Origin of the sequence: Pectobacterium brasiliense, from assembly GCF_016950255.1 — a bacterium.
Classification (GTDB): domain Bacteria; phylum Pseudomonadota; class Gammaproteobacteria; order Enterobacterales; family Enterobacteriaceae; genus Pectobacterium; species Pectobacterium brasiliense.
Genome location: NZ_JACGFN010000002.1, coordinates 624187 through 637723 on the forward strand (window position 1 = coordinate 624187; position 13537 = coordinate 637723).

At 52.9% G+C, this 13537-nt stretch carries 11 protein-coding genes; 1 reads left to right on the forward strand and 10 read right to left on the reverse strand.

Annotated features, from left to right (window positions below; genetic code table 11):
• Genes tssH through tssB form a run of 10 tightly spaced genes read right to left on the reverse strand, consistent with a single transcriptional unit; the run spans position 1 to position 11670 of the window.
• The gene (gene tssH / locus H4F65_RS17400; protein WP_039320552.1) at positions 1-2598 is read right to left on the reverse strand and encodes a type VI secretion system ATPase TssH; all 2598 of its coding nucleotides are present in this window, start codon (positions 2596-2598) and stop codon (positions 1-3) included.
• A 13-nt stretch (positions 2599-2611) separates the two neighbouring features.
• Positions 2612-3388 (reverse strand): type IVB secretion system protein IcmH/DotU, encoded by a 777-nt coding sequence (gene icmH / locus H4F65_RS17405; RefSeq protein WP_010282512.1) that lies wholly within the window; start codon positions 3386-3388, stop codon positions 2612-2614.
• A gap of 15 nt (positions 3389-3403) precedes the next feature.
• Positions 3404-4741: a type VI secretion system baseplate subunit TssK gene (gene tssK, locus H4F65_RS17410; RefSeq protein WP_010282513.1), complete on the reverse strand. Its 1338-nt coding sequence runs from the start codon at positions 4739-4741 to the stop codon at positions 3404-3406.
• Positions 4742-4743: 2 nt separating this feature from the next.
• A complete protein-coding gene (tssJ, locus tag H4F65_RS17415; protein ID WP_010282515.1) occupies positions 4744-5265 on the reverse strand; it encodes a type VI secretion system lipoprotein TssJ in 522 nt (173 codons plus the stop codon).
• Entirely contained in the window at positions 5265-6485 is a 1221-nt protein-coding gene (gene tagH / locus H4F65_RS17420) for a type VI secretion system-associated FHA domain protein TagH (RefSeq protein ID WP_010282517.1), read from the reverse strand. The genes tssJ and tagH overlap by 1 nt, the downstream gene beginning before the upstream one ends.
• A 2-nt stretch (positions 6486-6487) precedes the next feature.
• Positions 6488-7486: a type VI secretion system baseplate subunit TssG gene (tssG, locus tag H4F65_RS17425; protein ID WP_010282519.1), complete on the reverse strand. Its 999-nt coding sequence runs from the start codon at positions 7484-7486 to the stop codon at positions 6488-6490.
• Complete coding sequence (gene tssF / locus H4F65_RS17430; RefSeq protein WP_010282521.1) at positions 7450-9216, reverse strand: type VI secretion system baseplate subunit TssF; 1767 nt, start codon at positions 9214-9216, stop codon at positions 7450-7452. The genes tssG and tssF overlap by 37 nt, the downstream gene beginning before the upstream one ends.
• Before the next feature lie 2 nt (positions 9217-9218).
• Positions 9219-9650 carry a type VI secretion system baseplate subunit TssE gene (gene tssE, locus H4F65_RS17435; protein ID WP_005972060.1) on the reverse strand — a complete coding sequence of 144 codons (432 nt, stop codon included), beginning with the start codon at positions 9648-9650 and terminating at the stop codon, positions 9219-9221.
• Between the two features lie 5 nt (positions 9651-9655).
• Positions 9656-11134, reverse strand: coding sequence for a type VI secretion system contractile sheath large subunit (gene tssC, locus H4F65_RS17440; RefSeq protein WP_010282534.1), 1479 nt, complete (start codon positions 11132-11134; stop codon positions 9656-9658).
• Between the two features lie 32 nt (positions 11135-11166).
• A complete protein-coding gene (gene tssB / locus H4F65_RS17445; RefSeq protein WP_010282535.1) occupies positions 11167-11670 on the reverse strand; it encodes a type VI secretion system contractile sheath small subunit in 504 nt (167 codons plus the stop codon).
• 1209 nt (positions 11671-12879) lie between these two features.
• Here tssB and H4F65_RS17450 point away from each other — a divergent pair.
• Positions 12880-13512: a hypothetical protein gene (locus tag H4F65_RS17450; RefSeq protein WP_010282537.1), complete on the forward strand. Its 633-nt coding sequence runs from the start codon at positions 12880-12882 to the stop codon at positions 13510-13512.
• Positions 13513-13537: the final 25 nt, after the last annotated feature.

Genomic DNA, 13537 nt, shown 5'->3' on the forward strand with positions numbered 1-13537 from the left:
TCAGCCCTCAACCTCAGTCTGGAACTGGCCGGCTTCGACGCGGAAATGAATACGGCTGACAGGCTCACCCGCAGACATGCGTTGCAGCAGCTGTAGCGAGACCGGCGGCAGCAAGGCGCCATCAATTACCGATTCGAGCATACGCGCGCCGTTTTCGCTGCGGTTTGCCAACCGCAGAATCTCTTCCGGCACCTCGTCTTCAATGATGACTTCCGCACCAAAGCGCTGTTGCAGCAGGGACACCAGACGCGACAGTTTGCCTTGTACGATCTCAACCATGGTGTCATGCGCCAGCGGCAGATAAGGGATGACTTCCATACGCGCCAGGAGTGCGGGTTTGAAGAAGGCCGCCAGCTCAGGGTAAAGTGCATCCAGCAACACATCCGGCTGCTCGGCGTAGTTCACAATCGTCTGGAACCCCAGGTTGGACGTCAGGAAGAACACCACGTTGCGGCAGTCGATCACCCGGCCTTCGCCATCGGCGAGTTCACCTTTATCAAACGCTTGATAGAACAGGTTCAGGACATCCGGGTGCGCCTTCTCCACTTCATCCAGCAGCACCACGGAATACGGTTTCTGGCGGATGGCTTCGGTCAACACGCCGCCTTCACCAAACCCGACGTAGCCCGGCGGCGAACCGATCAGGCGTGAAACCGTATGTTTTTCCTGATATTCCGACATATTGATGGTGGTCAGATAGTTGCGTCCGCCAAACATTAGGTCGGCAATCTGGAGCACGGTTTCCGTTTTACCTACGCCGCTCGGCCCTACCAGCAGGAAAGCCCCCAGCGGACGCCCCGGACGACGAAGATCCGCACGCGCAGTCAGCAGATGTTTATGCAAGTGAGCAATCGCCAACTGCTGCCCTTTAATTAAATCCCCCAGGAATTCAGGCAGGCGTGTGACGACATCCATTTCACTCTGTGAGATGCGGTTCAGCGGCACGCCCGTCCACTCGGCAATAACGGCCGCAATCTGCGTTTTATCAACGTGAGGAGAGACCAGTACCGAGGACTGTTGCAGCGCTTCCAGCGCCTGTTCACAGGCTGCCAGTTCCGCCGCGGCTGACACCGCATCAAAATCGACAGACTGCTCTTCATCCAGCAGCGCCGTACGCAGTTCAATCACACGCTGAACCTGTGTTTTCTGCTGCTGCCAGTCGGCTTCAAGCTGTGCCAGCTGTACCGCACCGGTTTCGCGGGCATCACGCAGTTCAGCTAGCCGTTCTTCGGTATTGCCCAGACCAATACGCGCCTGACGCTCAAGCTGGGTAATTTCCATCTCCTGCTGATGCAGGCGAGTTTGTAGCTGGCTGACCGCACGCGGTGGCGTCGTCAGGTTAATCGCCACGCGCGCGCTGGCCGTATCCAGCACGTCGATGGCCTTATCGGGCAGTTGGCGGCCCGAGATATAGCGGGCTGACAGCTGTGCCGCCGCCTGAAGCGCATCTTCATCAATCAGGACGCCGTGCGCTTTTTCATAGATGCCACGCAGCCCACGCAGAATAACCGTGGCTTCTTCCGCATTCGGTTCACCGACTTTGACGAGCTGGAAACGGCGGGAAAGCGCGGCGTCCTTCTCGACGTATTTTTTGTATTCGCTCCAGGTCGTGGCCGCGATAGTGCGCAGTTCACCGCGCGCCAGTGCAGGCTTGAGCAGGTTGGAAACGTCCAGCCCACCCGCCTGATTGCCTGCCCCGATGAGCGTATGCGCTTCATCAATAAACAGAATGATAGGGCGCGGTGAATCTTTCACTTCCTGCATCACGCCTTTGAAGCGTTTCTCAAATTCGCCTTTCACCGAGGCACCGGCCTGCATCGCTCCCAAATCGAGCGTGAGCAGTTCCACATCCCGCAGTCTTTCCGGCACGGCACCGGCCACGATGCGCAGCGCCAATCCTTCGATCAGCGCACTTTTACCGACGCCTGCTTCCCCGACCACAATCGGGTTGTTTTTACGACGACGAGAGAGAATGTCGATCATCAGATCGATTTCATGGTCGCGGCACAGCACCGGATCCAGTTGCCCCTGCCGGGCGGATTCCGTCACGTTTTGGGTATAGCGAGAGAGCTGCGTGTTCGCCGCGGCTGCCTGTTCAGCCGTGGCAGACTGCACCGCGACCTCTGTTTCCACCGAATCCTTCACCCACTCATCAAACTGCTGGCGTAAAAGCTCACGGTTAATCTGCACCAGCGGGCGGGATACTGCACCAGCCACATAGCGATTGGGCGTCAGCAGCAGGACCAACAGCAAGATACCGCTGCGCAGGCGTGAATGTTGGAATTCAGCCGAGGCCAGCAGCCAGCTATCCTGTAACCACTCCACCAGCAGTGGAGAGAATGAGGGATAGCCCGCGTCAAACTCTTTATCCATGGAGGAAGGCAACAGCAGCGAAGACAGCTCATCCGCATCCACGCCCGCACGCTTGAGGATCTGGCGCACATCACACAGCGGCGTTTCCAGCATTTTCAGCAACAGGTGCTCAATACGGATTTCCGCACCCTGATGTTGAATACAGAGTGCCGCCGCTTCTTCCAGCATATGACGGCACACGGGGTTGAGTCGTTCAACCAGTGTCGGCAGTTCAATTCGAATCACGGTGTAGCTCCTGTTATTGTAATAATTCTCCCAGCTGACGCAGTACGTCCTGGGTTTGATGAGTTAGCTGATAGCGGTACAGGCCGAAGGCGGCCACCAAGACCACACACACGCCGACAAATAGCGTGCGTAATGACACCTGTCTGCGCAGCTGGTAGCGCGAGGCTTGCTGCCCCAGATTCAGGTGGAAGACCGTCGGCGAATTCGCGGGTTCAGGGCGCAGGGTGTCATGCAGCTTGTTCACGACGCGATTCAGTTCTTCACGCCCCTGCGTCATCACCCGATAGCGCCCTTCAAAACCCAGACAGAGGCAAAGGTAGATAAATTCCAGAATGTCGCGATAGCGGGTGGGGTCGTCCAGCAGCTTCTCCAGCAGGACAAACACCTTTTCGCCGCCCCAGGTCTCATTGTGAAAACGGGTCAGCAGAGAATGGGCCGACCACATGCTTTGGCCGCCCCACTCCCGCCCCATCACAGCTTCATCAATGAAGGTGCAGAGGATGTAGCGGAACGACAAGATCACGCCGTTTTCATAGCCATGAGAGTGTAATTCCTGCTCGATAGCCTGAATTTCAGACACCACGCGCTGATACAAATCTTCCACACCCTCGTAGGCAGAGAGCTGGCGCACCCGCTCTACCATGCCCAGCAGCGGCGTGACCGCATCCACCATCGGATTAATGCTTTGTCCACGCAGGCGGAACCAGTAGTCAGAGTCCATATCCAGCTGGCGGGCGTGGTCAAAAAGCAGATCGCCCAGTTGATCGTTTTTAATAACCTCGATGCTCATCTTTTCCTCTCCTTACTACTGCCCACGGATAGCCCAAAGCTGCATATCCAGTTCCGGGAATTCGCCAGCAATATGGAACGCCAGCGTGTTGCCAGACACCAGCACCTGCCAGGCGGGGCTTTGTCTATCCAGTTGGAAATAGCTGTAGCCCGCGTGATAAGGCAGCTGACGCGGCGCAACCGGCAGCGGCAGCAGCGGAATACCCGGCAATTGCAGGCTGATCAGTTCGCGGATCTTCTCGCTGGAGGCGATCTTCGTTTGTTGCAGCAGCTGTTTACGCAGATGCTCCTGCGGCATACGCGCACGCACCGCCAGGACAAACTCGGCGCTGGCCATCAATTCCGCATCGCCAACCATCGCCACCATCACGCCATACGGCTGTTTCTTCAGTTGGATGGAGACGGCGCGCGGCGACAGCACGGTGCTCAGCGCCTGACGCAGCGCCATCATCAGCGGCTCAAAGCTGGCCTGCTGGTGTTCGTGACGATAGGCGGGGAATTCTGGCGGCAGACGCGACTCGTCGGTAAACGTCATCAGTTCGCCACACAGCTCAACCAGCGTTTCGTGCAGGCGTTCAGGGTGCAGCGTGCCAAGGCGCGCCAAATGCGACAGTTTGGGCTGCGCGCGGTTAAGCAATTGCAGCATCATAAATTCAGCCACGTCCGCGACGCCCTGCTGTCCCGGTGCGGCAATACGCTGTGCCAGACTGCGCGCGCGTTCCGCGACTAGGCCTGCGGATTCCCCCAAAAAGCGTTTTAAGGTGGGGATCGCGGTGACGCTGATGCTGCACGGCATAAAATTCGGATCCAGAATCAAGCCGCCGTCAGGGCGTTTATCCAGAATGTTGGCAATCGCCAGCGAGGCATAGGCGCTGCGATCGTCACGATCGAGCATCAGGCGCAGGCTAACCTTACCGACTTCCAGAGAAACGATATCGCCGCCGTCGCTGTGCAGATCGCGCACGTCATGCCGGTGCGATTGCAGGCGGCTGGCGATCCCCTGCCCCGGCTGACCGACTTCGCTGACGCCATTCACCGCCAGCGGCAGCGCCAGATACACTTTCTGGTTTGCCAGCGCGACGTCGGTAATCTCCAACGGCAGTGGTAGCGCATCATCACCCGGAATATTGAACACGGTGCCGTCAGGCATCACCCCGCTGGCGTTAACCAGCGCGATGCGGCCAAAATTGAGGTATTCCTCATTAATCGCCAGAGACTGCAAGCCATAGAAATAATCACTGAGAGCGCTGAGACGCGCATGCAGTGCGTAATCGGTGTGTCTTTGCTGTTGTTGAAAATGCTGCGGTTTAATGAACAAACCTTCCCGCCAGATAATGCGATTGCGACTCGACATAGTTATTCTTCTTCTTGGTCTTTTTTGATTTCGACTTCATCCCGACGCAGGTGCACGAGGATCTGATACGTCTGCCCGGTATTCTTTAGCTTGATGACTTTGCGCCACTCTGCGCTTTCCGAATCGGCATAGCGCGCCACCACGCCGAGGTAGTGCACCTTTTCATCCAGCGCTTCGGGCGGCAGGTACTTGAACTGCCCCGGCAGCAGCGTGTAGTCCTGATGATTGATGTAATTCTTGGCTAATGCCTTTTCGATATCCGTCGTGATTTGGTCGTAATCGGTGGCTAACAGGCGCGAATCTTCCGCCAACAGCACTAGCTGGAATTCAATAGGCGCGGCTTCACCGCTGTCGTTCGGGTTAACGTCCGGTTCCGCCAGCAGGCTAAACCCCACGGTAGAAGGCTGATGATTATTACTGCCCACCTGAATGTCGGGATTCGCCGCTACCTGCGCCATCTTGCCCAGCGTGGTACACCCCGACAGCAGGAACATCAGGGAACATAAGCACAGAGCCCGCAGCATTATTTTTGCTCCTGCTGTTGACGCACGGAACGGTCATACGCCTGCGCATATACCTGATGGAACAGTTTCTGGAAGCCCTGCTGGCGCGGCGACGTTAATTCACGGTAGTAGTGTTGATACATCTGCCACGCCCAGCCGTCATCGGCCGCCAGTGGTTCGCCACTGCGGCGATAGTGCTCAAAGCGATTGAGTAGCGCGGCAGGCGAGAAGGCCTGAAGGATATTTTCCAACGCTACGGCAATCGCTTGCTGGTTCGCGATGTGATGCACCCGCACATTGTTCAACACCTCTTCCACGGCAGCGGGCGCAGACAGGTGAACCGGGCTTTTTCCTTCGGCAAACAGCACCGACAGCGTATCGGCATAGCCCAGCCCAAGACGCAGCGGGTTATCTTCAATCGGGCGTAAATGCGTATCCGCCATGGCCGCCTGTTCCGTCTGCAATGCCAGCAGGCCTTCCACCATCGCGCGCAGGCTTTTTCCCATTTCTTCCAGCATTTCGCGCAGTCGTGCATCATCACCCGGCTGAAGCGACAGCCCCAGCCCGCGCATCAGCGGTGCCAGTGAGGTGCCATCGCTGTAGCCCTCCAGCCCTTCTCCCGCGTACGGTGTGTTGATGGTCGGTAATTCCACAAATTTCTGATCCATGGTGTCCTCAGCAGAAGAAAAAGAAGAAAGAGAGGTCGTGAGCGATGCGCCGGCCGTCTCACTGTCTGATGGCAAGAGTGGCTGGCTCTGCTCTTTCTGTAGTGCCCACAGTGGGTCATTCAGAACAACTGTGGGATCGGCCAGATCCGTTGAGCGCTTTTTTTTATCTTCCGTTAACCAGCCGCCCAGCACATCGACCGTGCCCTGCCCTAATACCTGATCGATATCCTGTTCCGTGGTGGGATCGCCGATATAAACGCCCAGCCGGAAAGGCCCGATAACCAGTTCATCGCCGTGCGACAAAATGACTTTGCGATCGCGCCCAATCGGCGACAGCGATCCGTTAATAAAAGACTGACCGCTCAGATCGCACAGGCTGAAATAGCCGTCGGTCATGTCGATACGGGCGTGCTCCGGCACGACGGAGCCCAGCCGATCCCGCAGTTGCCACTGGTCTTTTTCCGACGCGCCCAGCGTGCCACCACGGTGATCGAACTGGTGCTGCACCTGAGAATTGATATCGAGCTGCTCACTGTTGAGCACAACCAACGTGAGTGGATGGGTTACGTTCACATTTACTCCTGCACACAAATCGTCACATAGGGATCGGCGGGCGGCTGCCCGAGAAAGCTGCTCCATCCCAACCGGCTGCTTTGCTCACTGCCCAGACTTAAGCCCTTGGCTTCGCCTTCGGCAAAACCCAGACGCAGATCCCAGGCCAACTGATCGCGAAGAATGAAAGAGACAAAACGCACCAGCGGCTGAAAATGCTCGCCGTTGGGCAAGAAGCTGAGAAAGCGGCTAAAGCTGAGATTGCCGACCTTGAGCAAAAACTTGCCGGCGCAGTCATTCACTTTGTCGCCGATAACAAAATCACCGCCCAACATCATGTTTCCTCTGCCCAGGCGGTTCTGCTGCCCTTCGTGAATGGGCACACGACGGTGCTGCCAGGCCAGGACAGCCACGTCATCCAGGTCAAAACAGTGAATAACCAAGCCCGCGACCACTTCTGGGGAGCGGCTGGGGCTGGCGAGCACCCCGGCGTAGGACAGCATCTTGGCGCGGTTAACCGGCAGGCTGTCGCGTACGGCGTCATTCCCTAACCCCACCAGCGCAAACATCAGGCGGGAGAATCCATCCTCCCCTTCATTCTGAAAGCGGACGTGATAGCGGTATTTGCGCCATGCGCGGTGCAGCAGCGTAAGTAAGCGGTGATGAAAGAAGTCGAGAAACACGCCCAGCTTCTGTTCGCCCTGCGCGTATTCCCAGGCCAGCTCTTCGAGGTAATAACCGGGCATCGGTGACTGACTGCCGTGCAGGCCAAGAAACGCGACTTCCAGCTCCTGACGGCCAGCTTCATCACGTCCCACCTGCAAGATATCGCTGGGGTGAAAACCGATGGAGGCCGTAGAGCGAAAGCGCAGGCGTTCCTGTTCAGGGCGGAAATCCAGCTCTTGTTCCAGATCCACACCTTCCAGTTGGTTGAGTAGCTCCACCAATTGGAAAAAATTAAAGCGCGAGACATCCTGACGGAATGTCACATCATTGAGTGTTGACCTATCTGTACCGGCCATCGGTAGCGCTCCTTGTTATCGATGTTGACCACTTCCAACAGGTGGAAAGCGTTGACGCTGGCGTATAGCGAGAAGAAGTGCGCCAGCACCGTACTAAACAGATAGAGTTCTCCTTCACTGGAAAACGCGGATTGCCGTACTGACAGGATGGATTTCAAGCCGCGAACCGGCATCCCCTGCACCAGACGGTCGATCGGTGTGGTTTCGATAGATTCGATCCCTGCCAGACGCTTACGCGAGGCCTGTTCCGCCTGCTTGTCGTGCAGCGCCGGGAAATCGTAAGTACGCAGGATCTGCACCAGCGCATCGCGCCGCAGCAGCGACACATAGTTCAGAGACAGATTGGAGATCAGCGTCCAGTGAAGGCTGCCATCCATGGCAGGCCGCAGCGGTCGCGTCGGCCGTACCAGATTGCGAAACGTCGCGAAAGACGGCGAATTGCCGGTTGGCACGCAGATCGACCCAACAGGCAGTTTCGCCGCACGCGATCGGTTGGTGCAGGTCAGCGTTACCGAGATGGATTCATCCAAATCAATCACTTCCTGCTCATCACCACGCACAAAAGAGAGCATGTGATCAAACCCGTTGCCGCTGACCGCTTCTCTTACCCGAATACGGTAATAGAGCGCGAGCCGTCCTTTGGCACGTTCGATTTGGTGCTGAAAGCTCTCAAAAGGCTGATAGGTGCGTGGAATCCCCCTAGCACGGCCTGAATTCCCTTCAACCCAACCTTCAACCTTATCCACAGAGAAAATTTCAAAGCTATCGGCGTTGCGGTAGCTGGCTTTCAGCGGGTAATCCGTCTGGCGTCCGCTGAGGTTGATCGGCTCGCTATCATGCTGGAAGAGATTGATTGCCGGCACGCAGTTGAGCATGAACGAATCAGGACGGATCTTCAGTTCCGCCGGCAGCGGGCGGTCAAAGCAAAAATGCAGACGGAATTCCGTTACCGTCAGCGGAAGCTCCGGCCATACCGCGCCTGCGAGTTGGAAAAAGAGAAAACTTTCAGGAAAACAAAAGTATTCCTGCAAAATGCGGTAGCCGGAATAGACATTGCCGGGATACGGCAATAGCGCATCTTCCCGCTCAAAGCCGACCGTTTTCAGCACGCTGGCTTCCTGACGAAAACGCTGACCATCGACTTCCAGCTCAATGTGCGACAGTTGGCTGGCAATCCAGAAATAGAGTTCGTAGGCCGTATAGGTATCACCGCCCAGATAAAAGCGCAGCTTGTCGAGTTGCAGATCGCTTAACGATAGCGGGCCATGCAGCCCAATATCCAGCGTGATGGTGGAAAGATCGTTGCCGCTCTGTACCTTGATCTCACGGATATCCGCAGGATAAATCCAGGCATCGTGGCAGGTCTGAAAATGGCACACCACATCATCAATCGGCAGACTATCAAGTTCACAGCCGCGTTCAACAAACGCGGGCTGGGCAATCGCGCCGGGGAGTACCGAAAACTGCATAATCGTCATGCTCGGTACGGGGCGCAGGTAATTAGGCCACAGCATGCCCAGCAGACCGTGTGTCAGTTCCGGAAATTCATCCTCGATCTTCGCCCGCAGGCTCCCTGTCAAAAAGGCGAACCCTTCCAGCAGACGCTCGACGTCTGGATCCGTGGTTTGTTCTGACAAAAATCGGGTAAGCTCAGGGTGCGCCTTGGCGAATTCACGCCCTTGCAGGCGCAAGTAGGTCAGCTCATCCCTGAAAAAATGTTCCAGTGACATAATCAGATCATTCTGTAGTGGCGGTGGCTATCCATATGGATATTGAAAGAGGCAACCTGCTCCAGATCTTCCAATCTGACCCGGGCGGTAACCTGAAACGACATCTCCATCGGATTCGATAAATAGTCCGATGTGTCGACATCCACATGAACAATTCGCGGTTCAAAGCGACAGATACACTGTCGGATCGCCTCCCGGATTTTCCCTCGAATGTCCGCCCCACCCTGCGTCGCGTCATTAAAATCAATCACGCCAAGCTCAGGTGCGCTGCGGCAATTTCCGGGCCGGGTGTTGAGCACATTGTCCAATTGACGCTTAACGGACTCGATCAGTGCTTCAACTTCCGTTTCAGGGGAGGAGCGACGCTCCTCCCCACGGATACGATCAAACAGACTTGCCGCGTTTCCCCTTTCCCAGGCAGAAAGAGACGGCATAAGTCTTATTCCTTATCCAAACGCCCTACCAGCGACAGCTCAAAGTTCGCCCCCATGTACTTGAAGTGCGGGCGCACAGACATGGTGACCTGATACCAACCTGGTTCTCCTTCTACATCCAGCACTTTGATTTGTGCGGCACGCAGAGGACGACGGCTACGAACATCTGCCGGCGGGTTTTCCTGATCGGCGATGTACTGTTTAATCCAGGTATTCAGCTCACGCTCCAGATCCTGACGCTCTTTCCATGAGCCAATCTGTTCACGCTGTAGCACTTTGATGTAGTGCGCCAGACGGTTGATGATGAACATGTACGGCAGCTGCGTACCCAGCTTGTAGTTGGTTTCCGCCTCTTTGCCTTCTTTAGTGTTCGGGAACACCTTCGGCTTCTGCACCGAGTTAGCCGAGAAGAACGCCGCGTTGTCACTGTCTTTACGCATCGTCAGCGTGATAAAGCCCTCTTCGGCCATTTCATATTCGCGACGATCGGTGATCAGGACTTCAGTCGGGATCTTGGCCTGAAGTTGCCCCATGGCTTCATAAACATGCACTGGCAGGTCGGTAATCGCACCGCCGCTCTGCGGGCCAATGATGTTCGGACACCAGCGGTATTTCGCGAAGCTGTCCGTCAACGCCGTTCCCATCAGATAGGCGGTGTTGCCCCACAGATAGTGTTCGTGATCGGTGCTGATATCTTCCTTGTAGTTGAAGCCCTTAATCGGGTTCTCTACCGGGTCATAAGGCAAGCGAGCCAGGAAGCGCGGTGCCGTCAGCCCCAGATAGCGACCATCTTCGGACTCACGCAGCGAACGCCATTTCGTGTAGGCCGGGCCTTCGAAAACGGATTTCAGATCTTTGATGGAAGGCAGATCGGTGAAGCGATCCACGCCAAAGAAGGTCGGCGCAACGGAAGAGATGAACGGCGCATGCGCCATCGCACCCACGGCGCTGACATACTGCATCAGCTTGATATCCGGTGAACTTTGCGTCAGCGCATAGTCACCGATTACGCCGCCGATAGGCTGACCACCAAACTGGCCGTAGCCGCTGGAATACACGTGCTTATAGAAGCCAGACTGTGAGATTTCAGGGGCGAATTCGAAATCTTCCAACAGCTCTTCTTTTGTCGCATGTAACACCAACAGTTTGATGTTTTCGCGGAAATCGGTGCGATCGATAAGCAGTTTCATCGAACGCCAGGAAGATTCCAGTTCCTGTAATTCTTTCGCATGCAGAATAACGTCAATCTGCTTGCTAAGTTTTTTATCCAGTTCGACGATCATGCTATCGACCAGCGCTTTGTTCACGGGTTCTGCTGCATTACCGCTATCAAGAATGTTAGCGACCAGCGCGGCAATGCCCTGTTTAGCGACGCTGTAGCCTTCATCAACCGGGCTGATACGCGCTTGAGCCATGATGTCATCAAGCAGCGATCCAGAAGCACTGGTGGCTCCTGCCTGAACCTGTTCTTCAACTATTGACATATTCGTTTCCCTATTTCGTCAATAAACATCAATTATTCGGCGGGTTTGACCAGATCGAGCTCTTTCAGAAGCTGCTCTCTGGCTTCTTCGCTGGACAACAGATCCTGCAAACGATTACGGAATGAGGGAATATTGCCGAGGGGGCCTTTCAGCGCCACCAGTGCTTCACGTAAATCAAGCAGCTTACGTAATTCAGGCACTTGCTGGGCAATGCGGTCAGGGGAGAAATCATTCAGACCGCCGATGCTCAGTTTCACTGGCAGGTCATCCTGACTTTCTTCTTCAAGGCGGTTTGGCACACTGAAGTTCAATTCCAGATTTGCTTCTTTCATCACTGAGGTAAAGTTGTTCTTATCGATCGATACGGTCTGACGTTCTTCGATCGGCGTTTCCTCTGTGCGCCCTTTCATATTTCCCACGATCATCAGCGTCAACGGCAATTCTATTTCCGCCTGCTGACCACCAGTGGCCGGAACATATTTGATATTAATACGTTCCTTTGGTGCGACAGATGCACCATCAGTTCCTTTTGCCATGTGTCTATACCAACGTAAGGGCACTCGGGCCCGGAGAAGTAAAGTCGATTCCTACCAAAAGCCCGCCATAATCCATAAGGACGGCAGCAATTCGGCAAACAAATAACGCATTTGTTTTTCGACCAGCGAGATGAAATAAATTAAAAACCGAATTAAAAAGCATAATAAAACCGTAATGTTACGGATTATATCGGCGTAAAAAGAATCACACCAAGAAGGAATTAAATACATTTATATTTTGAGTTTAGATCATACACACAACACAAACGCACGGTCAATGCTTATATAGCAGAGCAACTAAACGGAACCACTAAAACATAAAATACATTAAAAACAACAAATTAACTTAAACTTAAGTAAAAACAAACAGAAGAAAAAATAATATACCTCTGATTTTCAATTAACGGAAAAGGCATATATTTTATGCCTTTTAATTTCGTTAAAAACGAAATACTTAATGCGCTAATAAAAATCATCAATAACAAAAACCCCATTAATTTTAATTTAGTGAAAATATTTACCCTCTATTTTTTACTTTTGACAGAACAAATACCTCCATTACATTAATAAACTATTTCCCTGTTAAGAAATAAATATTAGATAGTTTAGCAATCATTTATTATTTAATTAAAATTATTAGGTTTTTATACTATAAAAAAACACAAAAATAGCATCAATGGCTTACATTGGTATTTTTGCGTTATTTACTAACAAAAACCATTGCAGTAGGCAGTGAAATGATCTTTTTAACGTCATTTTTAGGTTAAAAAATGGCAGTTATTCGGTAGAAGACGATTCCAGGCTGAACGTGATTTTCTATGTCCGATAGAAAGACGAAATGAGAGAACAGATACGACGCGCCCAAAGCAGAATGCCTAGAGAAGTTCATCGATACGGATGACCTGCGGACACATCGTGTTGCGCACCTCGTTCTTGCCCAAGCGGTTCCCGCGACTGTGCGAGTATCCCGATTATGTTTGGGGTTTTAGTCGGGGCTGGTGGCTCAAGAGGCGTTTTCACCACATATCGAGAAATGACGCCTGATTAGCGTGCAGGAAGTGTAGCCCTAGGTTGAAATTAATAATATAGTAATAAATTAATTTGGAAATAATTATCACGATATTAATTTCATTGGAATGTATTTCGCTCCTTAGTCGATTACACTACAATCCACGCTGAGTAATCTTGTCATTCATGGATGGAATAACAATGACTGAAGCAGATCTGGATGAACTGGCCGACCGTATAGTAAAGATGCTAACCACTACGGATTTTTATGAAGGGATGGGAAATGGAATATCAGAGATAGGTAAGAATTTTGGCTATCTGGCCTATGATTTTATTGATACTGATACACGGTATGCCAAATCTCGAGAAATGGAAAGATTGATAAAAGCGGTTCATAGAGGGGTTGTATCAAGAGAAAAAATCATTGAGGCAATAAAAAGAATATTTAAGGTCTTTAATCGCAATGCCTCTGAATCTCAAAAGGAAGCAATTTACCATAAAGCAGTAGGCTCCGTAGCGGGTAGTATGCTTGTTTCACAAGCAGTATTTCAAATAGCGAAGAGAATCGGCAATGCCCCCAAAGTATCTACTGGTACGGTATACTATATCTTGTTGCTTGGTGGGATGGCGAAGCGGTCAATATATCGTTCAATGCATTTAAAAAATAACACACCTGAAGTATATTCAGAATTGAGAAGGGATGATTTAGATTTTCTGTTCTTCCTTTTTGAAGAAAATGTTGAGCCGCTAACCGAAGCGATAAAGATGAGGAGAACGTATGGTAATGGAATGTTTAATCAATTAATTGATAAAATAGAATATAGGATTAAGTGACATGACTATCTTTCTAAAAAAGGTA

What these genes read in the sequence shown, in the direction of transcription:
- tssC (WP_010282534.1), bottom strand. Translation starts at nt 11,134, where the DNA reads ATGTCAATAGTTGAAGAACAGGTTCAGGCAGGAGCCACCAGTGCTTCT.
- H4F65_RS17450 (WP_010282537.1), top strand. Translation starts at nt 12,880, where the DNA reads ATGACTGAAGCAGATCTGGATGAACTGGCCGACCGTATAGTAAAGATG.
- icmH (WP_010282512.1), bottom strand. Translation starts at nt 3,388, where the DNA reads ATGAGCATCGAGGTTATTAAAAACGATCAACTGGGCGATCTGCTTTTT.
- tssE (WP_005972060.1), bottom strand. Translation starts at nt 9,650, where the DNA reads ATGCCGTCTCTTTCTGCCTGGGAAAGGGGAAACGCGGCAAGTCTGTTT.
- tssK (WP_010282513.1), bottom strand. Translation starts at nt 4,741, where the DNA reads ATGTCGAGTCGCAATCGCATTATCTGGCGGGAAGGTTTGTTCATTAAA.
- tssB (WP_010282535.1), bottom strand. Translation starts at nt 11,670, where the DNA reads ATGGCAAAAGGAACTGATGGTGCATCTGTCGCACCAAAGGAACGTATT.
- tssG (WP_010282519.1), bottom strand. Translation starts at nt 7,486, where the DNA reads ATGGCCGGTACAGATAGGTCAACACTCAATGATGTGACATTCCGTCAG.
- tssJ (WP_010282515.1), bottom strand. Translation starts at nt 5,265, where the DNA reads ATGCTGCGGGCTCTGTGCTTATGTTCCCTGATGTTCCTGCTGTCGGGG.
- tssF (WP_010282521.1), bottom strand. Translation starts at nt 9,216, where the DNA reads ATGTCACTGGAACATTTTTTCAGGGATGAGCTGACCTACTTGCGCCTG.